This is a genomic window from Dactylosporangium sp. NPDC050588 (assembly GCF_040654975.1).
GTDB lineage: Bacteria > Actinomycetota > Actinomycetes > Mycobacteriales > Micromonosporaceae > Dactylosporangium > Dactylosporangium maewongense.
On sequence record NZ_JBFAJA010000004.1, the window covers coordinates 90453 to 111982 of the forward strand.

General features: G+C 73.1%; 24 protein-coding genes and 1 pseudogene. 4 read left to right on the forward strand and 21 right to left on the reverse strand.

The features are described from left to right. Positions 1–15: 15 nt before the first annotated feature. Positions 16–144, forward strand: coding sequence for a hypothetical protein (locus AB0I21_RS03690; protein ID WP_360558798.1), 129 nt, complete (start codon positions 16–18; stop codon positions 142–144). Here AB0I21_RS03690 and AB0I21_RS03695 read toward each other — a convergent pair. Genes AB0I21_RS03695 through AB0I21_RS03755 form a run of 13 tightly spaced genes read right to left on the reverse strand, consistent with a single transcriptional unit; the run spans position 134 to position 10932 of the window. Beyond that, complete coding sequence (locus AB0I21_RS03695; protein ID WP_360558799.1) at positions 134–1678, reverse strand: class I adenylate-forming enzyme family protein; 1545 nt, start codon at positions 1676–1678, stop codon at positions 134–136. The two genes, AB0I21_RS03690 and AB0I21_RS03695, sit on opposite strands and share 11 nt — an antisense overlap. Next, positions 1671–2396, reverse strand: coding sequence for an SDR family NAD(P)-dependent oxidoreductase (locus AB0I21_RS03700; protein WP_360558801.1), 726 nt, complete (start codon positions 2394–2396; stop codon positions 1671–1673). Before AB0I21_RS03700 ends, AB0I21_RS03695 begins: the two co-directional genes overlap by 8 nt. Continuing rightward, a complete protein-coding gene (locus AB0I21_RS03705; protein ID WP_360558802.1) occupies positions 2396–3241 on the reverse strand; it encodes an enoyl-CoA hydratase in 846 nt (281 codons plus the stop codon). The genes AB0I21_RS03700 and AB0I21_RS03705 overlap by 1 nt, the downstream gene beginning before the upstream one ends. After that, positions 3238–4140, reverse strand: a complete 903-nt coding sequence (locus AB0I21_RS03710) for an acyl-CoA dehydrogenase family protein (protein ID WP_360558804.1) — start codon at positions 4138–4140, stop codon at positions 3238–3240. Before AB0I21_RS03710 ends, AB0I21_RS03705 begins: the two co-directional genes overlap by 4 nt. Before the next feature lie 12 nt (positions 4141–4152). Continuing rightward, positions 4153–5292 (reverse strand): acyl-CoA dehydrogenase family protein, encoded by a 1140-nt coding sequence (locus tag AB0I21_RS03715; RefSeq protein ID WP_360558806.1) that lies wholly within the window; start codon positions 5290–5292, stop codon positions 4153–4155. Continuing rightward, entirely contained in the window at positions 5289–6023 is a 735-nt protein-coding gene (locus AB0I21_RS03720) for an enoyl-CoA hydratase family protein (protein ID WP_360558807.1), read from the reverse strand. The genes AB0I21_RS03715 and AB0I21_RS03720 overlap by 4 nt, the downstream gene beginning before the upstream one ends. Then, the gene (locus AB0I21_RS03725) at positions 6020–6391 is read right to left on the reverse strand and encodes a MaoC/PaaZ C-terminal domain-containing protein (RefSeq protein WP_360558809.1); all 372 of its coding nucleotides are present in this window, start codon (positions 6389–6391) and stop codon (positions 6020–6022) included. Before AB0I21_RS03725 ends, AB0I21_RS03720 begins: the two co-directional genes overlap by 4 nt. After that, positions 6388–6900 (reverse strand): MaoC family dehydratase N-terminal domain-containing protein, encoded by a 513-nt coding sequence (locus AB0I21_RS03730; RefSeq protein ID WP_360558810.1) that lies wholly within the window; start codon positions 6898–6900, stop codon positions 6388–6390. Before AB0I21_RS03730 ends, AB0I21_RS03725 begins: the two co-directional genes overlap by 4 nt. Positions 6901–6910: 10 nt before the next feature. Beyond that, positions 6911–7666 (reverse strand): SDR family oxidoreductase, encoded by a 756-nt coding sequence (locus AB0I21_RS03735; RefSeq protein ID WP_360558811.1) that lies wholly within the window; start codon positions 7664–7666, stop codon positions 6911–6913. 2 nt (positions 7667–7668) lie between these two features. Further along, positions 7669–8310, reverse strand: coding sequence for a gamma carbonic anhydrase family protein (locus AB0I21_RS03740; RefSeq protein ID WP_360558812.1), 642 nt, complete (start codon positions 8308–8310; stop codon positions 7669–7671). Then, positions 8310–9359 carry a nitronate monooxygenase family protein gene (locus AB0I21_RS03745; RefSeq protein ID WP_360558814.1) on the reverse strand — a complete coding sequence of 350 codons (1050 nt, stop codon included), beginning with the start codon at positions 9357–9359 and terminating at the stop codon, positions 8310–8312. The genes AB0I21_RS03740 and AB0I21_RS03745 overlap by 1 nt, the downstream gene beginning before the upstream one ends. After that, a complete protein-coding gene (locus AB0I21_RS03750; protein ID WP_360558816.1) occupies positions 9356–10108 on the reverse strand; it encodes a CoA-transferase in 753 nt (250 codons plus the stop codon). Before AB0I21_RS03750 ends, AB0I21_RS03745 begins: the two co-directional genes overlap by 4 nt. Before the next feature lie 8 nt (positions 10109–10116). Then, on the reverse strand, positions 10117–10932 hold the full coding sequence (locus AB0I21_RS03755) for a CoA-transferase (protein ID WP_360558817.1): 816 nt from the start codon (positions 10930–10932) through the stop codon (positions 10117–10119). A gap of 171 nt (positions 10933–11103) precedes the next feature. Between AB0I21_RS03755 and AB0I21_RS03760 the strand changes: the two genes are divergently transcribed. Then, complete coding sequence (locus tag AB0I21_RS03760; protein WP_354894174.1) at positions 11104–11694, forward strand: TetR/AcrR family transcriptional regulator; 591 nt, start codon at positions 11104–11106, stop codon at positions 11692–11694. A 208-nt stretch (positions 11695–11902) separates the two neighbouring features. On the opposite strand, the gene AB0I21_RS03765 is transcribed toward AB0I21_RS03760, so the two are convergent. From AB0I21_RS03765 to AB0I21_RS03780, 4 genes are read right to left on the reverse strand one after another with little or no spacing between them, the layout of a single operon-like run. Further along, positions 11903–12769, reverse strand: a complete 867-nt coding sequence (locus AB0I21_RS03765) for an SDR family oxidoreductase (RefSeq protein WP_360558819.1) — start codon at positions 12767–12769, stop codon at positions 11903–11905. Continuing rightward, positions 12769–13962 carry an acetyl-CoA C-acetyltransferase gene (locus AB0I21_RS03770; RefSeq protein ID WP_360558821.1) on the reverse strand — a complete coding sequence of 398 codons (1194 nt, stop codon included), beginning with the start codon at positions 13960–13962 and terminating at the stop codon, positions 12769–12771. The genes AB0I21_RS03765 and AB0I21_RS03770 overlap by 1 nt, the downstream gene beginning before the upstream one ends. A 24-nt stretch (positions 13963–13986) precedes the next feature. Then, positions 13987–14646: an SDR family oxidoreductase gene (locus AB0I21_RS03775; RefSeq protein ID WP_360558823.1), complete on the reverse strand. Its 660-nt coding sequence runs from the start codon at positions 14644–14646 to the stop codon at positions 13987–13989. After that, positions 14647–15750, reverse strand: coding sequence for an AMP-binding protein (locus AB0I21_RS03780; RefSeq protein WP_360558825.1), 1104 nt, complete (start codon positions 15748–15750; stop codon positions 14647–14649). 46 nt (positions 15751–15796) lie between these two features. Here AB0I21_RS03780 and AB0I21_RS03785 point away from each other — a divergent pair, with 46 nt between their 5' ends. Both AB0I21_RS03785 and AB0I21_RS03790 read left to right on the forward strand, forming a co-directional pair. Continuing rightward, on the forward strand, positions 15797–16948 hold the full coding sequence (locus AB0I21_RS03785) for an acetyl-CoA C-acetyltransferase (RefSeq protein WP_360558826.1): 1152 nt from the start codon (positions 15797–15799) through the stop codon (positions 16946–16948). Further along, a pseudogene (locus tag AB0I21_RS03790) lies at positions 16923–17453 on the forward strand (SDR family NAD(P)-dependent oxidoreductase); the annotation flags it as partial. The gene AB0I21_RS03785 and the pseudogene AB0I21_RS03790, both read left to right, overlap by 26 nt. A gap of 217 nt (positions 17454–17670) precedes the next feature. Here AB0I21_RS03790 and AB0I21_RS03795 read toward each other — a convergent pair. From AB0I21_RS03795 to AB0I21_RS03810, 4 genes are read right to left on the reverse strand one after another with little or no spacing between them, the layout of a single operon-like run. Then, entirely contained in the window at positions 17671–18663 is a 993-nt protein-coding gene (locus tag AB0I21_RS03795) for an acyl-CoA dehydrogenase family protein (protein ID WP_360558827.1), read from the reverse strand. Further along, positions 18660–19820: an acyl-CoA dehydrogenase family protein gene (locus tag AB0I21_RS03800; RefSeq protein ID WP_360558828.1), complete on the reverse strand. Its 1161-nt coding sequence runs from the start codon at positions 19818–19820 to the stop codon at positions 18660–18662. The genes AB0I21_RS03795 and AB0I21_RS03800 overlap by 4 nt, the downstream gene beginning before the upstream one ends. Continuing rightward, positions 19810–20655 carry an SDR family oxidoreductase gene (locus AB0I21_RS03805; protein WP_344499679.1) on the reverse strand — a complete coding sequence of 282 codons (846 nt, stop codon included), beginning with the start codon at positions 20653–20655 and terminating at the stop codon, positions 19810–19812. Before AB0I21_RS03805 ends, AB0I21_RS03800 begins: the two co-directional genes overlap by 11 nt. After that, a complete protein-coding gene (locus AB0I21_RS03810; RefSeq protein WP_360558830.1) occupies positions 20652–21518 on the reverse strand; it encodes an LLM class F420-dependent oxidoreductase in 867 nt (288 codons plus the stop codon). The genes AB0I21_RS03805 and AB0I21_RS03810 overlap by 4 nt, the downstream gene beginning before the upstream one ends. Positions 21519–21530 lie beyond the last annotated feature (12 nt).

A 21530-nucleotide genomic window follows, 5' to 3' on the forward strand; every position in this document is an offset into this window, starting at 1 on the left:
CGACGGCGGCGACGTATGCGGCACGGTGAACCCACCACCGTCGAGGTCCGCGACGGCGAGGAGGTGTTCGCCGCCGCGGCGTGCGGCCTCGACGAAGTCCGCTCGGTCCAACGCCCGCCCGGCGCCGCGGACGTCAGGCGGTGAAGCGCCGGGCCGCGTCGGCGCGCAGCGCCGCCTTGTCCACCTTGCCGCCGGTACCAAGGGGCAGCGACGGCAGGGCGACCAGGTACTCCGGCCAGTTCTGCTTCGACACCCCGGCCGCGTCCAGGTGCACCCGCAGGGCGTCGAGGGTCAGCTCGTCGCGGGTGACGATGTAGGCGCAGACGCGTTCGCCGAGAACCGGGTCGGGGACGGCGACGACGGCGGTCTGCGCGACCGACGGGTGGCCGCCGACCGCCTCCTCCACGACGAGCGCGCTCACGTTGTGGCCGCCGCGGATGATGAAGTCCGCGATCCGGCCGGTGATGGACAGGTAGCCGTCGCCGTCGATGGTGGCCACGTCGCCGGTCAGCAGCCAGCCGTCGGGACGGAACAGGGCGGCGTTCGCGGCGTCGTCGTCGAGGTAGCCGGGGGTGCAGCCGGGGCCGCTGGCGGCCACCTGGCCCAGTCCCCCGGCGGCGGTGACGTCGGCGCCGTCGGCGAGCAGCCGCAGCCGCGCCCCGGGGATCGGCCGGCCGGCGGTGGTCAGCCTGGCCGTGCGCGGGTCGTCCACGGTGGTCACCGACAGCGGGCCGGCCTCGTTGGAGCCGTAGAACTGCAGCACCGCGCAGCCGGTCCGTTCCTCGAACTCGCGGGCCCGCTCGACCGGCACTCGTTCCCCGCCGGTGAACATGACCCGTAGCGAGGAAAGGTCCGTGGTCGCGAACGCCGGTGAGTTCAGCAGCATGATGAACTGGGCGGTGACCGCGCACAGCACGGTGACCCGGTGTTCCTCGATGAGCCGCAGTGTCTCGGCGGCGTCGAACTCGGCGGTGAGCACGGTCGGGTAGCCGTACATGGCCGGCACGACGTGGGCGCTCCACAGCCCGAAGCCGTACGGGGCGGGCAGCACACTGGCGAAGACCTCATCGGGGCCGAACCGGCCGGCGGCGTGGGCGAGGGGTCCGAAGTACTTGCGGTTGTTCATCGTCTGCCGTACGCACTTCGGCAGCCCCGTCGTGCCGGACGTGGAGTTGACGAAGAACAGGTCGTCCGCGCCGAGCCCAGGGCCCGGGTGGCCGGCGGCGGGCAGGGACGCCAGGTCGAGTGGTACGTGCCGGGGCGCGCCGCAGCGCGCGGCGATCTCCGCGCCCGGCCGGCCGCGGTGCGACCAGCGGGTGGCGAGTCCCACCGCACCGGTCTTGGCCAGCAGGTGGATGATCTCGGCGTCGCCGGCCCGAGGGCCGATCCCGACGGTGACCAGGCCGGCCTTCTGCGCGGCGAGGTAGGCGACGTGGGTCAGCGCGCCGCCGGTGAGCAGGACGGCGAGCCGGTCCCCGGGCGCGAACCCGGCATCCACATAGGACTGTGCCAGGCGTGATGACAGGACGTCGTATTCGCCCCAGGTGAAGGTGCCCTCGGGGGCGATGAACGCGACCCGGTCGGGGTCGTTGCGGGCGACCATCGCGGCGATCGTCTCGGCGGTCCAGGTGCCGGAGGCGTGGTGGGCGACGACGACGTCCGGAGGGTACTCAGACACCGGCGCCGCCGTCCAGGCGCAGCACGGCACCGGTGGCGAAGCGCGCTTCGGCGGAGCCGAGGTAGGCGATCGCGGCGGCGACCTCGTCCGGCTCGGCGACCGGCGGGTCGAGCAGCGCCCGGGCGTGCCCGGCCAGCCGCGGGTCCTGGTCCGGCACGGGCACCAGGTCACGTTTCAGCGGCGTGTCCACGGACCCCGGACACACGCAGGCGACCCGCACCCCATCCGGCGCGTACTCCACGGCGAGGGCCCGGGTGAGCGCGACGACCCCGCCCTTCGCGGCGGAATACGCGGCGCTGTACCGCCAGCCGCGGACCCCTGCCAGGGACGCGACGTTGACGACGGCACCCCGCGCGGCGATCAGGTGCGGCAGCGCGGTCCGGCAGGCGAGGAACGTGCCGGTGAGGTTCACCGCGAGGATCCGGTCCCACTCGGCGAGGGTGACGTCGGTGGTGTGCGCGTAGGAGGCGACCCCGGCGACGTTGGCGAGCAGGTCGATCCGGCCGCCCCAGCCGGCCGCGTCGGCGACGGCGGCGGCGACCTGATCTTCGTCGCGCAGGTCGCAGCGGATGCCGTGCACCCCGTCGATGTCCACGGCGGCCGTGTCGAGGCCGGCGACGCGGGCGCCCTCGTCCCGCAGGCGGGTCGCGACGGCCCGCCCGATGCCGGAGGCGGCACCGGTGACGAGGGCGACGCGGCCGTCGTACCGTCGCGGCATCAGCGACCGCCGTCGCGCATCGACCGGGCGTCGTGCCCGGCGAGGGAGTCGTGGCCGACCTCGGCGTTGTGCGCGTGGGCGACGTGGTGCAGGCCGAACACCGAGTCCATCCCGGCGCGCAGGCCCATCAGGTCCTCGGCCTGGTTGACCGCCTTCTTCGTCAGGGCGAGGCCGAGGCGGGGCATCTCCGCGATCCGCCGGGCGATGTCCATCGTGGACGATTCCAGGTCGGCGCGTGGCACGACCCGGTTGATCATGCCGAGTTGCAGGGCGCGGTCGGCGTACACCCGCTCACCGAGGAACAGGAACTCCTTGGCGTGCCGGGGACCCATCACCCACGGGTGGGCGAAATACTCGACGCCCGGGATGCCCATGCGCACCACCGGGTCGGCGAAGAACGCGTCGTCGGCGGCGATGATGAGGTCGCAGCACCAGGCCAGCATCAGCCCGCCGGCGATGCAGGCGCCCTGGACCGCGGCGATGGTCGGCTTCGGCAGTTCCCGCCAGCGCCGGCACATGCCGAGGTACACCTCGGACTCGCGGGCGAAGCGGCTCTCCGCGCCGGGTTTGCCGACGTGGTCCCACCACAGGCCGGCGCGGCGCGGGAACGTGGTGTCGATGTCCCGGCCGGGTGTGCCGATGTCGTGCCCGGCGGAGAAGTGTTTGCCCTCCCCCGTGAGCACGATGACCTTGACCTCGTCGTCGTCGGCGGCGCGGTACAGCGCGTCGTCGAGCGCGTAGGTCATCGCGGAGTTCTGGGCGTTGCGGTACTGCGGCCGGTGCATCGTCACGACCGCGACCGGGCCTTCGGTGCGATACCGGACGACGTCTGCTTCGTCGGTCATGTCCCTTGCTCCTTCAGGCCGATGGTGGTGGCGAGGGCGGCGAGGCGGTCGCCGGGGCCGGCGAGGGCGGCGAGGGCCCAGGCGCGTTTGGCGAAGCGGTGCAGTTCGTATTCGACGGTGTAGCCGATGGCGCCGTGGCACTGGATCGCGGCGCGGCTCGCCGCGTGCGCGGCGTCGGCGGCGAGCACGACGGCGCCGTCGACGGCGGGTCCCGCGTCCGCGCCTTCCTGCAGGGCCCAGGCGGCGGCAAGGACGGCGGGCCGGGCGAACTCCAGGCCGAGGTACGCGTCGGCGAGCTGGTGCTTGACGGCCTGGAAGCTGCCGACGGGCGCCCCGAACTGGTGGCGATGCTGGACGTAGCCGACGGTCAGGTCGAGCATCCGCCGGCCGAGCCCGACCAGTTCGGCGGCGTGACCGAGGGCGGTCCGCGCGGCGGCGGCCTCGACGAGTGCCGGGTCGTCGGTGAGGACGCCGGCAGCCATGGAGACGACGGCGTCGAGACTGGTGTCCACAGTGGATGCGGCAGTGCTCAGGCCACCGATCCGGGCGACACCGCCGTCGAGGTGCAGCACGAGGTCGGCGTGCCCGCCGAACGGGGTGAGGCCGCCCGGCCCGGCGACCGCGATCCGCAGCGACCCGGTGGCGGCCGCGGCGGCCCGGTCGTCGTCGAGCGCGGCGAGCAGCGGCACGGCGACGAACGCGGTCGCGGTGACCGGCAGCGCGACGGCGGCGTAGCCGACCTCCTCAAGGACCGGGACGAGGTCGGTCTCGTCCAGGCCGAGGTCGGCCATGGCGGCGAACACGCCGAGATCGGCGAGCGTGGACCAGCCGCCCGCAGCGAGCGGCGCCCGCACCGCGTCGCGCAGCGCGGTCTGGTCCTCAGTCAACGCGAACCGCACAGTGGCTTCCTTTCACGCTCGTGGCAGGCCGAGCACCCGCTCGGCGACGATGTTGCGCTGGATCTCGTTGGTGCCGGCGTAGATCGGGCCGGCGAGCGAGAACTGGAAGCCGCGGGTCCACGGCGAGTCGAGGACCGCTTCCGCGCCGAGCAGCTCCAGGGCGATCTCGTGCAGCTCGATGTCCAGCCGCGACCAGAACAGCTTGTTGAGGCTCGATCGGGCGCCGGGTGGTCGCCCTTCGACGAGGTCGGTGACCTGGTTGAGGGTGAACAGCTGGTAGGCGCGGGCGTTGAGCCAGGCCCGGGTGACCCGCTCCCGCATGACGGGCCGTAGCCGGTCGCCCTGCGCGGCGGCGAGCGCGACGAGCCGCTGCGCGGTGTGCAGGAACCGGCCCGGGGAGCGCAGCGTGAGGCCGCGTTCGGAGCCGGTCGTGGACATGGCGACCTGCCAGCCCTTGCCGGGTTCGCCGAGGACGGCGTCGGCGGGGACGAACACGTCGTCGAAGAAGACCTCGGCGAAGCCCTCGTCGCCGTCGAGGCGGCCGAAGCCGCGGACCGTCACCCCGTCGGCGTCCAGGGGGACCAGGAAGTAGGTGAGGCCGCGGTGCCGGGCGGCGGCCGGGTCGGTGCGGAACAGACCGAAGAGGTGGGTGCTGAAGGCGCCTCGGGTGGTCCAGGTCTTCTGCCCGTTGAGCCGCCAGCCGCCGTCGACGGGTTCGGCGCGGCTGCTGATGGCGGCGAGGTCGCTGCCGGCGCCGGGCTCGGACCAGCCCTGGCACCACAGGTCCCGGGCGGCGGCCATCCGAGGCAGGAGGGTGTCCTGCTGCACAGCGGTGCCGAACTCGAACAGCGTCGGGGCGAGCAGGAAGATGCCGTTCTGGGTGACGCGCTGCGGTGCGCCGGCGGCGTAGTACTCCTCCTCGAAGACGAGCCACTGCCACAGCGAGGCGTCGCGGCCGCCGTACCGGCGTGGCCACGACACGACGGCCCAGCCGGCGTCGAACAGGGCGCGTTCCCAGTGCAGGTGCGCGGCGAAGCCCTCGCGGGTGTCGCCGGACGGCAGCGGGCCGGGCACGTTGGCTCGCAGCCAGGCCCGTGCCTCGGCGCGGAAGGCGGCCTCGTCCGGGGTGTCTTCCAGGCGGATTCCGGTCACTGGCCGAACTCGTCTCGGACCTTGTCGGCCACGCCGGTGAGGTTGAGCTCGAAGGTGAAACCCTGCTCGTAGCGGTAGCTGCGTTTCGGGTCCCACGGGTCGATGCCGTTGAGCGACTCCTTCGCGGCCCGGATGACCGCCGGGTCCTTGGCCGCGATGTCGTGGGCGACGGCGAACGCGGCGGCCCGCAGCTCGTCGCGGGGCACGACGGTGAGGACCGAGCCGAACGCGTGCAGCTCGGCGGCGGTCGCGGTCGCCGACGTGTACATCATGGCCCGCATCTTGTGCTGCGGCACCAGCCGCGACAGGTGCGTGGCCGCGCCGAGGGCGCCCCGGTCGACCTCCGGCAGCCCGAACGTGGCGTCGTCGGAGGCGACGATGACGTCGGCGTTGCCGACCAGGCCGATGCCGCCGCCGAGGCAGAACCCGTGCACGGCGGCGATGACGGGGACCGGGCAGTCGTAGACGGCGCTGAACGCGGCCGCGCAGCCACGGTTGGCCCCGACGAGGGCGCCGTAGCCGGTGCTCGCCTGGATTTCCTTGATGTCGACGCCGGCGTTGAAACCGCGTCCCTCGGCGCGCAGCACGACCGCGCGGACGCCCGCGTCGGCGCCGGCCGCGTCGAGGGCGGCGGCGAGGGCGAACCAGCCGGCCACCGGCAGCGCGTTCACCGGCGGGTTGGCCATGACGATCTCGGCCACCCCGAGTTCGTCCACTGTGGACTCGATCACGATGCCTCCGTGGTGAAGGTCGCCCAGCCGTACACGGCGACGATGCCGTCCTGGGTGGTGCACGTCATCTCGACGTCGAAGCTGTCCTCGTCCTGCCGCACGACGGTGCCGTCGCAGGTGACGGTGTCGCCAGGGAAGACCTGGGCGGCGAAGCGGACCCGGAAGGAGCGGACCGCCGCGGCGCCGAACCGGTCGGTCGCCCAGGTCGCCAGGAACCCGGCCTGCAGCATGCCCAGTGACAGCGGCGCCGGCATCCCGGCCGCCAGGGCGAACAGCTCGTCGTGGTGGATCGGGTTGAAGTCCCCGGACGCCCCCTGGTAACGCACCAGGTCAGTCCGAGTCAGCGGGCCGTGGACGGAGGCGGTCATGCCGTCACCTCCGCTTCGGCGCCGCCCTGACCTTGGGACTGCGCTGCCGGTTGACCGGCCCCTCCGCTGCGCTGCGTACCGGTCACTGCCGTCTCCACGCCGGTGAGGCGGGCGGTGGCGACGTGGCGGCCGGTCTCGTCGCGGAACTCGGTGACCATCACCGCGAAGGTGAGGGTGCCGCTGCGGCCCTCCTTGCGGGTGACCGACTCGATCCGGGATCGCCCGGTGAGCCGGTCGCCGGCGCGGGGTGGCGGGCCGTGGAACACGAACTCCTGCTCCGCGTGCAACCCCTTGCGCTGGTCCATCGCGACCGCCTGCCAGGGATCGGACTCCCCGGTCTGCCAGAAGAACGCGGTGGTCAGGAACGTCGGCGGGATCACCGGGTCCTCCGCCGTCAGATAGTCGGGGTTCGCCGAGCCGGTCGCGCGGGCGAACTCGCGGATCTTGCCGCGTTCGATGTCGAGGGTGAACGGCTCGCCGGTCACCCCGACTGCACTGTCGTCGACCATGCCGGCCTCTCTACGGGTGTTGACTGCTGACCGAGACGACCTCGCCGGTCATGTACGAGCTGTATTCGCTGGCCAGGAACACGATCACGTTGGCGATCTCCCACGGCTCCGCGGGGCGGCCGAACGCCTCCCGGGTGGACAGCTCGGCGAGCAGTTCGTCCGTGGTGACCTTCGCCAGGTGCGGGTGCATCGCCAGGCTGGGCGCGACGGCGTTGACCCGCACCCCGGAGCGGGCCGCCTCGATGGCGGAGCAGCGGGTGAGCGCCATGACCCCGGCCTTCGCCGCGGCGTAGTGCGCCTGGCCCTCCTGGGCCCGCCAGCCGATGACGGAGGCGTTGTTGACCACCACCCCGGTGCCGCGCGGGATCATGTGCCGCAGTGCCGCCCTGGTACAGCGGAAGGTGCCGGTGAGCGTGACGTCCAGGACCGTGCTCCACTGCTCGTCGGTCATGTCCACGACGGCGGCGGTGCCACCGAGCCCGGCGTTGTTGACCAGCACGTCGAGCCCGCCACCGAAATGCGAGACGGCGGTGGCGAAGAGGTGCTCCACCTGGGCCTGGTCGGTGACGTCGCACGGCACGCCGAGGACGCCGAGGCGTTCGGCGGCTTCGGCGAGGCGGCGCTCGTGCCGGTCGGAGACGACGACCGTGGCGCCCTCCTCGACGCACCGCTCAGCGGTGGCGAAGCCGATGCCGGTGCCCGCGGCGGCGGTGATCAGCACGGTGCGACCGGCGAGCAGCCCGTGGCCCGATGTCCTGTTCGGCATGGTCACGACTCTACCAAGCGCTTGCTTGGCTGACCAGAGGCACGCCGGGCCTGATCGAGCGGCACCGCGACCGCCGCGGTCGTCGACAGCCGCGGCCGGTCCGGCTCCTCCTCCGTCAACGGCGTAGCAGGTCGCAACGAGTCGCGGCTGCGCACGGCCAGGGCCTGATACACCGCCGTCCCGTGCGCCTTCCAGGCCAGTTCCACGTCCGTCAGGTCCCGCACGACCTTCGCCGGCGCGCCGGCCGCCAGGGTCCTCGGCGGCACCACGAACTCGGCCCTGACGAGGGAGTGCGCGCCGACGAACGCGTATTCGCCGACGTCGACGCCGTCCAGCACGACCGCGTTGATGCCGATGAGCGCGCCGGCGCCGACGCGGCAGCCGTGCAGGACCGCGCCGTGCCCGACGTGTCCGTCCGGGCCGAGGGTCAGGACCGTGCCGGGGAAGGTGTGCAGGACGCAGGAGTCCTGGACGTTCGAGCCGGCCGCCATGACGATGCGCCCGAAGTCGCCGCGCAGGCTGGCGAGTGGGCCGACGTAGCAGCCGGCGCCGACGTGGACGTCGCCGATGAGCACCGCGGTCGGATGGACGTACGCGGTCGGGTGGACGACCGGCACGACGCCCTCGATGGCGTAGGCGGGCATCAGGCGAACCGCTTCAGCGTGTCCGCGGCCTCGGCCATGATGCGCTCGATGAGCTCCGCGCAGCTGGGCAGGTCGTCGATGAGCCCGGCAACCTGGCCGGTGGCCATGACGCCGGCGTCGGCGCGGCCGTCGACCATGGCGGCGCGGATCAGCATCGGGGTGTTCGCGGCGAGGACGAGCTGGCTGAGGCGCAGGTCGTGGCTGCCGCGCATGGCCCGGCCCTCGCGCAGCATGCTCAGCCACGACCGGCCCGTCAGCTTCCGCAGCACCTGCGCGTTGCGGACCGCGCGGGGCAGCCGCCGCAGCGCGCCGGTGTCGGCGAGGCCATCGACGAAGGGGGTGCGCAGGACCCGCTGCGGCACGCCGTCCAGCGCCGCGGTGACGACCGTGTCGGTGACGGTGGCGTCGAGGTACCGCTGCTTCACCGCCGCACCGACCGGGCTGTCGCTGGTGAGCAGGAACCGGGTCCCCATCGCGATCCCGGCGGCGCCGTAGGCGAGGGCGGCGACCAGGCCGCGTCCGTCGAAGAAGCCGCCGGCGGCGATGACCGGAATGTCGACGGCGTCGACGACCTGGGGCAGCAGCAGGGTGGTGGGGACCGGGCCGGTGTGCCCGCCGCCCTCGCCACCCTGCACGACGACGGCGTCCACGCCCCACGCGGCGACCTTCTCCGCGTGCCGGCGCGCCCCGACGGACGGCACCACCACCACGCCGGCGGCCTTGAGCCGCTCGATCAGTTCGGGCTTCGGCGCGAGGGCGAACGAGGCCACCCGTACACCTTCCCGGATGAGCAGATCGGCGCGCTGTGCCGCATCGGGGGCGTCGGCGCGCAGGTTGACCCCGAACGGCGCGTCGGTCAGCCGCCGCACGTCGGCGACCGCGGTCACCAGTTCCTCGTAGGACAGGGTCGCGCTGGCGAGGATGCCGAGGCCGCCGGCGTTGGAGGTGGCGGCGGTGAGCCGGGCGTCGGAGACCCAGCCCATGCCGGTCTGCACGATCGGGTACCGGATGCCGAACAGCTCGCAGATCGGCGTCCGCAGCGCGCTCACGTGTCGACTTCCCGCGAACGGACCGAGGCAGGGTCGATGACCTCGCGGATCAGGGCGAGTTCGGCGTCGGTCGGCAGCCGGGTCTGCGGTACGTCGGCGGGCACGGTCAGCTCGAAGCCGGTCGCGGAAACGATCTCGTCGACGGTGACGCCGGGATGCACCGAGACCAGACGCATCCGGTGGTCGTCGGTGCCGAAATCGAAGACGCCGAGGTTGCTGACCACCCGCCGGATCTCGTGGTAGCGGCCGGCGGCCGGGTTCGCGGCGGCCCGGTCGTAGCCGACGCCGCTGACCATGTCGACCGCGGCGACGAACGAGCGCCGCCCGTGCCGGGGCACCCAGTAGCTGGTGGGGTGATTGACGGTGTTGCCGGGCGCGCCGCGGACGCCGAGCAGCGCCCGGGTCGGGCGGGCGAAGTCGCCGATGGCGGAGATGTTGGCGTTGCCGTAGCGGTCGATCTGGCTGGGGCCCATCATGACGTGCCGGCGGCCGGTGTACAGCAGGTCGAACACGGCCCGGAACGGGATCCAGCCTTCGACGACCGGCGGGGTGGTGCCGATCGCCCAGGTGCCCTGGGTCAGGTACGCCTCGCCGTCGGACAGCAGCAAGTCCGGCGCGAAGGTGGCACGGGCCAGCCGGGCGGCGATGCTCGGCACCAGGCCGATCGGGCTGGCGAGGATCTCCCCGTCGCCGCGCCACACCTCGGCGCAGGCCACGACGCACACCTCAGCGCGAGTGACAGTGCTCATGCTGTTGCTCACGTCAGGACCTCCAGGTACCGGTCGTAGAACGCCGCCCACGCCTGCGGGTCGGCGGCGGCCGCGACGTATTCGCGCTGGAACGCCTCGTCTCGGCCGTAGTCAGGGGCGCAGGAGGTGAAGTGCGCGCCGCGGGGCGCCTCGACGACCCCGTGCACCATCCACCGCTGCAACAGCAGCGACTGCACGGGTGCGGTCCGGGTGAGCTCGGCGGTGTCGACGATCTGCTCGCACGACACGTAGGCCTTGTCGGCGGCGCTGCAGAACAGGTCGTCGAAGTACGGGTCGGGCCCCAGGTACTGGGCGTTGCCGTGCACGTCGGCCCGGTTGAGGTGCACCAGGGCCGCATCGAGGCGCACCGCCGGGATCGCGACGAGTTCCTCGTCGTCGTAGGGCGAGGCGACGGTCCGCAGCGCGGGGTTGACCTTCAGCACGTCGGAGCCGAGCCCGGCACGGCTGGGCATGAAGGGCAGCCGGCACGCTGCGGCGTACAACGCCCAGCGCAGCATGCCCTCGTCGTATTCGGTCACTTCCACCGCGCCCGCCTGGCGGGCCGCCTGGAAGTGCGGCTCGAGCGGGATCGTGTCCAGGGAGACGAACCCGTACACCAGGCGGCGGACCTTCTTGGCGGCCAGGAGCAGGCCGACGTCAGGGCCGCCGTAGCTGACGATGGTCAGGTCGGTGAGGTCGGAGCGCAGGATCGCGCGCACCAGGGACATCGGTTTGCGTCTGGATCCCCAGCCGCCGATCCCGATCGTCATGCCCGAGCGCAGCTGTGCCACGACCTCATCTTCGGTCATCTGCTTGTTCGCCATCGCCGCCTTCTTCACCGCGCAGGCTGGACCTTGCCCGATGAACGTACCAAGCGCTTGCTTGATTGCGCTACACTCGCTGCCGAGCCGTATCTCACGGCCGCGGTCCACGTAGACTCCTGGTGCGAACGGGATTGACGAGGCTGCACAACGACATCGGTGAGGAAGAGCGGGATGGCACGAGAGCCTGGGGATCGACGCGAGCGGATTCTCGCCAGCGCTGCGGCGCTGTTCGCCCGTAAGGGCGTCTCGGCCACGACCGTGCGCGAGATCGCCGACGAGGCCGGCATCCTGTCCGGCAGCCTGTATCACCACTTCGAGTCCAAGGAAGCCATGGTCGACGAGATCGTGACCTCCTACCTGGACGACCTGCGCACCCGCTACAAGCGCGTGCTGGACGGCGAAAGCCACCCGCGGACCCGCCTGCACGACCTCATCGTGGCCTCGCTCGAGGTCGTCGAGGCGCACCCGCACGCCACCGAGATCTACCAGAACGATGTCAACTATCTGACCCAGATCGAACGGTTCGGATATCTGCGCACCGCCGGCAAAGAGGTGCAGAGCACCTGGCTGTCCGTCATCGAGGCAGGCATCGCCGAGGGCGTCATCCGCGACGACCTGGACCCCAAGATCCTCTACCGGTTGATGCGTGACGCCGTCTGGCTGTCGGTGCGCTGGTTCAAGCCCACCGCGGCGTACCCGATCACCCGCCTCGCCGAGGACTGCACCTCACTGTTCCTGGACGGCCTGGCCAAGTCCCGCTAGCTTGATCTTCAACCTCGGGTGGGCTGGCATCGACCCTGGCTGATCATGGGTGCAGCCCTTGATCGATCATTCCTCTTGCCTGGGAAGAAGATCCGATCAAGGGCTGCGGAGGATCAGCGTGCCTGACGGTGGCCGTGGTGGTGCGGGTGGGAATCTCGGCCGGTTCCGCGAGGAAGAAGTCCACCAGTCCCCGACCACGCCGAACAGGCTAAAGATCAAGTTGGGCGCGGTGCAGGCCGACCGGGCTGATCGGGCCGACGGCACCGGCCGCGAAGGCCGCCTCGACCTTCTCCACCGTCCACTCGGCGTCCTGGGCTCCGGTGCCCTGCACGACGGGGTGCGCGATCATCGACAGCTCGTCGCCGTCGATGCGGACCACCTGCCCGTGCACGGCCGCGGCGGCGTCGGAGAGCAGGTAGATGACCGCCGGGGCGTTCTGCTCCGGCGGCTTGTGCACGTTCTGTCCCTTCGCGGCCGCGCCGAGGTACGCCTCGAACGTGTCGGCCATCCGGGTGTGCGCGTTCGGTGAGACGGCGTTGACCCTCACCCCCGTGCCGGTCAGGTCGGCCGCCCAGCAGTAGGTGAGCGAGGCGACGCCGCCCTTGCTGGCCCCGTAGGCGCCCATTGCCGCCGACCCGGCGTGCGCGCCGGACGTCACGTTCACCACCGAGCCGCCGCCCTGCGCGAGCATCGCCCGGATCGCGTGCAGGCCGCAGTACGCCGTGCCGAGCAGGTTCACCTCGATGACGGCGCGGAACTCGTCGGGGTCCTGCTGCGACGGGTGCGCGAGGCGGAAGATCCCGGCGTTGTTGACCAGGCCGTCGATCGCGCCGAACACCTCGACGCACCGCTCGACCACCGCGCCGGCGCCGTCCCAGGTGCTGATCGTGCCGACCGCCACGTCGGCCTGGCCGCCGGACGCGGTGATCTGCGCAGCGACGGTCAGAGCGAGGTCGGCGTCGACGTCGTTGACGAGCACCGCCGCCCCCTCGGCCGCGGCGAGGCGGGCGTAGGCGGCGCCGAGGCCCCGCCCGGCGCCCGTGACGACGACCGCCTTGCCGTCCAGGGCACCCATCAGGCGAGCCGCTCGATCACCATGGCCATGCCCTGCCCGCCGGCGGTGCACATGGTCTCCAGGCCGAACTGTGCGTCGCGGTGCACGAGGCCGTTGAGCAGCGTGGTGGCGATCCGGGCGCCGGTCATCCCGAACGGGTGGCCGACCGCGATGGCACCGCCGTGCACATTGACGCGCTCCGGGTCGGCGCCCATCTGCCGGTACGCCGGGATCGCCTGCGCGGCGAACGCCTCGTTGATCTCGACCAGGTCGATGTCGCCGATGCCCAGGCCCGCGTTGGCGAGGGCGCGGCGGGTCGCCTCGACCGGGCCGAGGCCCATGATCTCCGGGCTGAGCGCGGACACGCCGGTGCTGACGATCCGCGCGAGGGGGGTCAGGCCGAGCTCGCGGGCCCGCACGTCGCTGAGCACGACCAGGGCGGCGGCGCCGTCGTTGAGCGGGCAGCAGTTGCCGGCGGTGACGGTGCCGTCGGGTCGGAACACGGGTTGCAGCGCCGCGACCTTCTCCAGGGTGACGCCGGCCCGCGGCCCGTCGTCGTGGCGCAGCACGGTGCCGTCGGGCAGGGTGACCGGGGTGATGTCACGGTCCCAGAAGCCGTCGGCGAGGGCCTTCTCGGCGTTGTTCTGGCTGCGGACCGCGAACTCGTCCTGTTCGAGCCGGGTGATCCCGCACAGCTCGGCGACGTTCTCGGCGGTCTCCCCCATCGCGATGTACACGTCGGGCAGCTCCCCGCGGTCCCGCGGGTCCGACCAGGGCCGGGACCCGGTGATGCCGTCGAAGCGCGGGTTGCGGGTGCCGGGCATGCCATCCGCCTTCCCCAATGGGTAGTGCGAGACAACCTCGGCGCCGGCGGCGACGAACGCGTGCCCCTCTCCGGCCTTGATCGCGTGGAACGCCATCCGGATCGCCTGCAGCGACGACGCGCAGTACCGGTTGACGGTCGTGCCGGGCACCATGTCCAGGCCGAGGTGCATCGCGACCTGCCGGCCGAGGTTGTACCCCTGTTCGCCGGCCGGCTGGGCGCAGCCGAGCATGAGGTCGTCCAGCGTCCGCGGGTCCAGCGACGGGACCCGCTCCAGGGCCAGGCGCACGACCTGCGCGGCGAGGTCGTCGGCGCGCACGCCGGCGAGGGAACCCTTGTAGGCGCGACCGATCGGCGAACGCACGGCCGAGACGATGACGGCGTCAGGCATCTGCGCAGCCCCTTTCCTTGACGGTTACTGGGAGACCGTCCAGCCGCCGTCGACGGGCAGCAGGACGCCGTTGATGTACGCGGCAGACGGGGAGAGCAGGAACAGCACCGCGGCGGCGACGTCCTCGGGGCGCCCCGCGCGGCGCATCGGGTTGCGGGCGATGAGGTCCCGGCCGAGCGGCGTGTCGCCGAACCCGGCCATCCTCGGCGTGTCGATGAAGCCGGGGGCGACGGCGTTGGCGCGCACCGCCGGCGCGATCCGGGTGGCGAGGTGGCGGGTGTAGCCGGCGATGGCGGCCTTGCCGGCCGAGTACCAGGCCGAGTCGGTGCCGACGAGATTCCCGGCGACGGAGGCGACGTTGACCACCGCCGCGCCCTCGGGCGGGCCGGTGCGCAGCCAGGCCGTGGTGACGGTCTCGACGCTGCCGGCGGTCGCGGTGAGGCCCTCGGCGAAGCCGAGCGGGGCGCCGCCGCTGGCCGGGCCGGCGTTGTTGACGAGAAACCGGGCCGGCCCGCTCGCCTCCAGCGCCGCCGCGACCGCGGCCGGGTCGCGGACGTCGACGACGAGACCGCCGTCGGTCGGGGCCAGGTCCCAGACGACCGGGCGGAGGCCTTGTTCCAGCGCGAGGCGGACGATCGCGGCGCCGATGCCGCTGGCACCACCGGTGACGATGACGGTGTCCATCTACGCCGCCGCGCGCAGGGTCGTCTTGAGCACCTTGCCGCTGGCGTTGCGCGGCAACGCGTCCAGGAACACGTAGGAGCGCGGCAACTTGTAGTTCGCGAGGCGTTCCATGCAGTACACGGCAAGCTCCTCCTGCGCCACTGTGTGGTCCGTTCGCGGGACGATGTAGGCGCGGGCGACCTCGCCGAGGCGCTCGTCGGGGACGCCGATGACCGCGACCTCGGCGACGCTCTTGTGCCGGGCGAGGACCTGCTCGATCTCGGCCGGGTAGGCGTTGAACCCGCCGACGATGAACATGTCCTTGAGCCGGTCGGTGATCCGCAGGTAGCCGCGCTCGTCGAGGACGCCGATGTCGCCGGTGTGCAGCCAGCCGGCGGCGTCGAGCGCGTCGGCGGTCGCCGACGGGTCCTGCCAGTAGCCGCGCATCACGTTGTACCCGCGGATGAGCACCTCCGAGGTGACCGGATCGACGGCGACCTCGACGCCGTCGATCGCGGCACCGCAGGTGGTCGACACGGTGGTCGGGTCGTCGTCGGGGCGGCACATGGTGGCCGTGCCGCAGGACTCGGTGAGCCCGTAGGCGGTGAGCACCCTCGCCAGCTTCAGCTCCTCGCGGAGCCGCTCGATCATGACCACCGGCACCGTGGTGGCGCCGGTGACCGCGACCCGCAGGCCGAAGGTGTCCCACTCCGCCAGGGTTACGATGTCCGACAAGTCGGGTAGGTCCTCCGCCGCCAGCGAGTCGACGTAGCGGTTGCCGAGGAAGCCGTCGTCGACCAGCAGCAGCCGCGCGCCGCTGCGAGCCACGATGTAGCCGGCCTCCGGCCCCTTGAAGCGGGTGTTCAGCGGGACGAGGACACCACCGGCGGTGACGACGCCGAGCGCGGCGACGACCCACCGCCATGAGTTCGGCGCCCACAGTGCGACCCGGTCGCCCTTGCCGACGCCCCTGGCGGCAAGGGCCCCGGCGAACCGGGCGACCTCTTCGGCCAGCCCGGCGTAGGTGAGCCGGACCGGGCCGTCGACGATCGCCTCGCGGTCGCGGTGGTGCTCGGCGCCGGAGCGCACCAGGTCCGGCAGCGTCCGGGCACTCAACGGTTCCATGTCACGCACCTTACCAACCAAGCGCTCGCTTGGTAAGGTGTCGAGCATGACAGAGGCTTACCTGGTCGAAGCGGTGCGCACCCCAGTCGGCCGGCGGGGTGGCGGCCTCGCCGGCGTGCACCCGGCCGACCTCGGCGCGCACGTGCTGACCGCGCTCATGGACCGCAGCGGCGTCGACCCGGCCGCCGTCGACGACGTCATCTTCGGCTGCGTCGACGCCATCGGCCCGCAGGCCGGCAACATCGCCCGCACCTCCTGGCTCGCCGCCGGCCTGCCCGACGCCGTCCCCGGCGTCACCGTCGACCGGCAGTGCGGCTCCTCCCAGCAGGCGCTGCACTTCGCCGCCCAGGCCGTCATGTCCGGCACCGCCGACCTCGTCGTGGCCGGTGGCGTGCAGAACATGAGCGCCATCCCGATCTCCGCCGCGATGCTGGCCGGCCGGACGTATGGCTTCGACGATCCGTTCCACGGCTCCACCGGCTGGCAGACCCGCTACGGTGACCAGGAGATCAGCCAGTTCAGGGCCGCGGAGCTCATCGCCACGAAATGGTCCCTCAGCCGGTCTGAGATGGAGGTGTACGCGCTGAGCAGCCATCAAAAGGCGGCCGCCGCCCGGTCCGCGGGCCGCTTCACGCGCGAGACGGTGCCCTACGGTGACGTGTCCGCCGACGAGGGACCGCGCCCGGACACCTCGCTGGAGAAGATGGCCGGCCTGCCCACGCTCACCCCAGGCGGGGTCGTCACCGCCGCACTCGCCAGCCAGATCTCCGACGGCGCCGCAGTCCTGCTGGTCGCCTCCGAAGCGGCGGTGCGCACCCACGGCCTGCGCCCCCGCGCCCGCGTGCACCACCTCAGCGTCCGCGCCGACGACCCCGTCTACATGCTCACCGGCCCGATCCCGGCGACCGCGCACGCCCTGCGGCGCAGCGGCCTCACCATCGACGACATCGACCTGGTCGAGATCAACGAGGCGTTCGTGCCGGTGATCCTCGCCTGGCAGCGGGAGACCGGCGCCGACCCGGACCGGATCAACGTCAACGGCGGCGCGGTCGCGCTCGGCCACCCCCTCGGCGCGACCGGGGCCCGGCTGATGACGACGCTGCTGCACACCCTGGAGGACACCGGCGGCCGCTACGGGCTGCAGACCATGTGCGAGGGCGGGGGGACGGCGAATGTCACCATCATCGAACGGCTCTGAACCCGCCGCGCTGGTCACCGGCGGCACCCGCGGGATCGGCCGGGAGATCGCGGCGCGTCTCGCCGGTGCCGGCTTCCAGGTCCTGGTCTGCGGCCGGCGCTAACCTGCCGACCTGCCGGCCGGGGTGGTCTTCGCCGCCGCCGACGTGCGCGAGCCGGACGAGGCCGCCGCGCTGGTGACGACGGCCGTCGACCGGTTCGGCCGGCTCGACCTGCTGGTGAACAACGCCGGCGGCTCCCCCGCGGTCCCGGCCGCGACCGCCTCGCCGAACCTGGTGACCGCCGTCGTCCGGCTCAACCTCCTCGCGCCGTTCTTCGTCGCCCAGGCCGCGAACGCGGTCATGCAGACCCAGCCGGGCGGTGGGCTGATCGTCAACATCGGCAGCGTGTCCGCGCTGCGACCGGCACCCGGCACCGCCGCGTACGCCGCAGCCAAGGCCGGCCTCGAGGTCCTCACCCGCGCCCTGGCCCTGGAGTGGGCGCCGAAGGTCCGGGTCAACACCGTCACCGCCGGCGTGGTCCGCACCGGCGGGTCCTCGCGACGGGCTGACCGCCGACGGCGTCACCGTTCGGCGGTCCTTCCGCAGCCGAGACGTCCGCTGGGAGGACCTCCTGCCCGGCGGCCCGCATCCGGCTCGGCGCTGGACGATGCGACCGCCTCGAATCCGCGTACACCGCGTGGCGGTCGGCACCGAAGCCGCTGCCACGCCTGGCGTAACGGCGCTACAGGCCGGAGCGGGACAGCAGGAGGCGGCGCAGGGCGACCGGGTCGCCGGCGAGGAGCCGGTTGGCGGTGGCGCGCTTCAGGAAGCGGTGCGCGTCATGCTCCCAGGTGAAGCCGATCCCGCCGAGCAGCTGGATCGACGCCCGGGTCACGGTCCACGCGGCCTCCGTCGCGATCAGCTTGGCGAGGGGCGCCGCGGTGGCGAACTCGGAGGTGCCTGCGGCGCGCAGGGCGTACCACACGGATGACACCGCCTGTTCGAGGTGGACGTGCAGGTCGGCGACGCGGTGCCGCAGCGCCTGGAACGTCGCGAGGGGCACCCCGAACTGCTCGCGGGTGCGCAGGTGCTCGACGGTGACCCGCAGCGAGGCGCGGGCCACGCCGACGGACTCCGCGGCGAGCGCGGCGTGCAGCAGGTCCTGCGCGCGGGCGGCGTCGCGGGCGACGAGGCGGCCGGGCGCCTGCCACAGCACGAGGGTCCCCTGCCCGCGGGTCTGGTCCAGGGTCGGCTGCGGCCGTATGTCCGGGTCGGTGACGGCGTACAGCGCAGTGCCGTCCGACACGATCACGACCCCGGCCGATTCGGCGTCCAGGACGTGCGCGAACGAGCCGTCCAGGACGAACCCGTCGCCGTCGGGCCGGGCGGTGCAGCTGCCGTCGAGGGCGACCGCGCCGATCAGGTCACCGGCGGCGAGTGCCGGCAGCAGCGACGCGGCGGCGGGCAGGTCCGGGTCGAGGGCGAGGGCGGCGACCGTGGTGGACAGCAGCGGCGAGTGCAGCAGCGCGGCGCCGGCCTCCTCCAGGACGATGCCGACCTCGACCAGGGAGGCGCCGAAGCCGCCGTGGTCCTCGCCGATGGCCAGGGCGGTCAGGCCGAGTTCGCCGGTGAGCCGGCCCCAGTCCGCGCCGGTGCTGAAGAACGCGGCGACACTCTCGCGCAGCGCGGCGTGCTCCTGCTCTTGTTCCTGCTTCTGTTCCTGCTCCAGGGTCATCGGGTGCCTCGCGGGGTGCGGCCGAGGATCCGGTCGGCGACGATGTTGCGCTGGATCTCGTCGGAGCCGCCGTAAATGGTGTCGGCGCGGGTGAACAGGAACAGCCGCTGGGCGTCGGTCAGCTCATACGGCGCGGCCTCGGCGACGGTCGACGCGGCCCCACCCACGTCCATGGCCAGTTCCCCGAGGCGCTGATGCCAGCCGGCCCACAGCAGCTTCGCCACCGACGCCCCGACCGGGTCCGGTTCGGTGGCCGACAGCGCCCGCAGCGCGTGGTGGCGCAGGCCCTGCAGCCCGGCCCAGGCCTCCGCGATGCGGTCCGCGACGACGGGGTCGTCGAAGGACCCGTTGGCTCGCGCGGCGGCGACCACGGCGTCGAGTTCGCGAGCGAAGCCGAGCTGCTGGCCGAGGGTGGCGACACCACGCTCGTAGGACAGGGTGCTGGTGGCGACCCGCCAGCCGTCACCGGGCGCCCCGACGACCAGGTCCGCGTCGGTGCCGGCGCCGTCGAAGAAGACCTCGTTGAACTCCGACGTCCCGGTGAGCTGCATGATGGGCCGCACCTCGACGCCGGGCTGACGCATCGGCACCAGCAGGTAGGACAGGCCGGACTTGCGGGTCGCGGCGGGGTCGGTACGAGCGAGCACGAAGCACCAGTCGGCGGCGTGCGCCAGGGACGTCCACACCTTCTGCCCGGTGATCCGCCAGCGGTCGCCGGACAGTTCCGCGCGGGTGCGGACCCCGGCGAGGTCGGAACCGGCGCCGGGCTCGGAGTAGCCCTGACACCACAGCTCCTCGGCCCGGGCGATCGGCGGCAGGAAGCGGCGGCGCTGCGCTTCGGTGCCGTGCGCGATGAGGGTCGGTGCGAGCAGGTATTCGCCGATGTGGCTGAGCCGGCCTGGGCCGCCGGCACGGGCGTACTCCTCGAAGAACACCACCTGCTCGGCGATGCTCGCGCCACGGCCGTACGGCGCCGGCCAGCCGAGGCCGATCCAGCCGGCGGCGCCGAGCTCCCGCTCCCACTTCGCCCGCAGCTCCAGTTGCTCGTGCTCCCGGCCCGGTCCGCCCGCGCCGACCAGCGGGGCGAACTCGCCGGTCAGGTGCTCCCGCAGCCAGGCGCGGACGTCGGCCGCCCGGAGGCTCACCTCAGGCGCCATAGACGGCCGCCGGGGCCGGTGCGCGCGACAGCAGGTCGCGCACGACGGGGCCGAGCTCGTCGGGGTGCCAGCGCCGGCCGGCGTCGCGGACCTCGCCGTGCTGCCAGCCGCCGGCGACGCTGACCCGGCCGCCGGAGACCTCGAAGACCCGGCCGGTCACGTCGCCGCTGTCGGCGCCGGCGAGCCAGACGACGAGCGGGGACACGTTGCCGGGGTCCATCTCGTCGAAGCCGGCGTCGGGGGCGCGCATGGCGTCGGCGAAGACCTCCTCGGTCATCGCAGTGCGGGCGCTGGGGGCGATGGCGTTGACGGTGACGCCGTAGCGGGCCAGTTCGGCGGCGGCGACCTGGGTCAGTGCGGCGATCCCGGCCTTGGCGGCGCTGTAGCTCGCCTGCCCGACGCTGCCCATGAGCCCGGCGCCGGAGGTGGTGTTGACCACCCGGGCGGCGACGTCCTCACCGGCCTTGGCCCGGGCCCGCCAGTGCGCGGCGGCGTGCCGTAGCGGAGCGGCGGTGCCCTTGAGGTTGACCCTCATGACGGCGTCCCACTCGTCCTCGGCGAGGTTGACGACCATCCGGTCGCGGGCCAGGCCGGCGTTGTTGACGAGGGCGTCGAGGCGGCCGTGCTCGGCGACCGCCTTGCCGACGAGGGCGGCGGCGAAGTCCCAGTCGGCGATGTCGCCGGGGAACGCGACCGCGCCGGTGTGTGCGGCGACCTCGGCGAGCGCGCCGGCGTCCAGGTCGTTGAGCACGAGGCGGGCGCCGGCCGCGGCGAAGGCGAGTGCGTGCGCCTTGCCGAGTCCCTGGGCGGCGCCGGTGACGATGACGGATCTCATGCGCGGAGCACCTCTCGCTGATACCGGCGGACCTTGTCCCGGACGCCGACGAGGTCGGCGGGGTCGGCCCGGATGACGACCCGGGAGACGCCGAGGGAGCGCAGCGTCTCCAGCTCCCCCACGTTGCCCGGGGCCCTCATGGTGATCTCGACGTCGTCGATGGTGCGGCCGGCTGCCGCGCACTCGGCGGCGAGCGCGGTCCGCAGTTCGGCGAAGCGGTCTGCGCTGACGCCGAGCGGATACCAGCCGCCGCCGAAGCGGGCGGCCCGGCGCACCGCGGCGAGCGAGTGCCCGCCGACGACGATCGGCACGCCGCCGGGGCGGGTGGGCCGGGGGCGGCTGTGCACGTCGTGGAACGACACGAACCGGCCGGTGTGGCTCGCCGGGGCCTGCGTCCAGAGCGCGTGCATGGCGGCGAGGTACTCGTCGGCGCGGGCGCCGCGTTCCTCGAACGGCACGCCGAGGGCGTCGTACTCCTCGCGCAGCCAGCCGACGCCGATGCCGGCCAGGAGCCGCCCGCCGCTGAGCACGTCGACGGTGGCGAGGCGTTTCGCGAGGTCGACGGGGTGGTGTTCGGGCAGGATGAGCATGGCGGTGCCGAGGCGCAGCGTGGTGGTGTGCGCGGCGGCGAAGGTGAGCCAGTGCAGCGGGTCGGGGATGTCGTCGCCGGCGCCGAGGCTCATCCGGCCGCCCGGGTCGTACGGATACGCAGAGGTGTAGTCGTCGGGGACCACGACGTGCTCGACGGCCCAGACGGACTCGCAGCCGAGGTCCTCGAGCACCCGGACGAAGCGGGCGGTGGTGGCGGGATCGGCGGCGCCGGTGCCGCCGAGGACGGGCATGACCCCGAGTTTCAGCTCCACGACGGGTACTCT

What these genes read in the sequence shown, in the direction of transcription:
- AB0I21_RS03690 (WP_360558798.1), top strand. Translation starts at nt 16, where the DNA reads ATGCGGCACGGTGAACCCACCACCGTCGAGGTCCGCGACGGCGAGGAG.
- AB0I21_RS03700 (WP_360558801.1), bottom strand. Translation starts at nt 2,396, where the DNA reads ATGCCGCGACGGTACGACGGCCGCGTCGCCCTCGTCACCGGTGCCGCC.
- AB0I21_RS03705 (WP_360558802.1), bottom strand. Translation starts at nt 3,241, where the DNA reads ATGACCGACGAAGCAGACGTCGTCCGGTATCGCACCGAAGGCCCGGTC.
- AB0I21_RS03725 (WP_360558809.1), bottom strand. Translation starts at nt 6,391, where the DNA reads ATGACCGCCTCCGTCCACGGCCCGCTGACTCGGACTGACCTGGTGCGT.
- AB0I21_RS03730 (WP_360558810.1), bottom strand. Translation starts at nt 6,900, where the DNA reads ATGGTCGACGACAGTGCAGTCGGGGTGACCGGCGAGCCGTTCACCCTC.
- AB0I21_RS03735 (WP_360558811.1), bottom strand. Translation starts at nt 7,666, where the DNA reads ATGCCGAACAGGACATCGGGCCACGGGCTGCTCGCCGGTCGCACCGTG.
- AB0I21_RS03740 (WP_360558812.1), bottom strand. Translation starts at nt 8,310, where the DNA reads ATGCCCGCCTACGCCATCGAGGGCGTCGTGCCGGTCGTCCACCCGACC.
- AB0I21_RS03750 (WP_360558816.1), bottom strand. Translation starts at nt 10,108, where the DNA reads ATGAGCACTGTCACTCGCGCTGAGGTGTGCGTCGTGGCCTGCGCCGAG.
- AB0I21_RS03755 (WP_360558817.1), bottom strand. Translation starts at nt 10,932, where the DNA reads ATGGCGAACAAGCAGATGACCGAAGATGAGGTCGTGGCACAGCTGCGC.
- AB0I21_RS03760 (WP_354894174.1), top strand. Translation starts at nt 11,104, where the DNA reads ATGGCACGAGAGCCTGGGGATCGACGCGAGCGGATTCTCGCCAGCGCT.
- AB0I21_RS03765 (WP_360558819.1), bottom strand. Translation starts at nt 12,769, where the DNA reads ATGGGTGCCCTGGACGGCAAGGCGGTCGTCGTCACGGGCGCCGGGCGG.
- AB0I21_RS03770 (WP_360558821.1), bottom strand. Translation starts at nt 13,962, where the DNA reads ATGCCTGACGCCGTCATCGTCTCGGCCGTGCGTTCGCCGATCGGTCGC.
- AB0I21_RS03775 (WP_360558823.1), bottom strand. Translation starts at nt 14,646, where the DNA reads ATGGACACCGTCATCGTCACCGGTGGTGCCAGCGGCATCGGCGCCGCG.
- AB0I21_RS03780 (WP_360558825.1), bottom strand. Translation starts at nt 15,750, where the DNA reads ATGGAACCGTTGAGTGCCCGGACGCTGCCGGACCTGGTGCGCTCCGGC.
- AB0I21_RS03785 (WP_360558826.1), top strand. Translation starts at nt 15,797, where the DNA reads ATGACAGAGGCTTACCTGGTCGAAGCGGTGCGCACCCCAGTCGGCCGG.
- AB0I21_RS03795 (WP_360558827.1), bottom strand. Translation starts at nt 18,663, where the DNA reads ATGACCCTGGAGCAGGAACAGAAGCAGGAACAAGAGCAGGAGCACGCC.
- AB0I21_RS03800 (WP_360558828.1), bottom strand. Translation starts at nt 19,820, where the DNA reads ATGGCGCCTGAGGTGAGCCTCCGGGCGGCCGACGTCCGCGCCTGGCTG.
- AB0I21_RS03805 (WP_344499679.1), bottom strand. Translation starts at nt 20,655, where the DNA reads ATGAGATCCGTCATCGTCACCGGCGCCGCCCAGGGACTCGGCAAGGCG.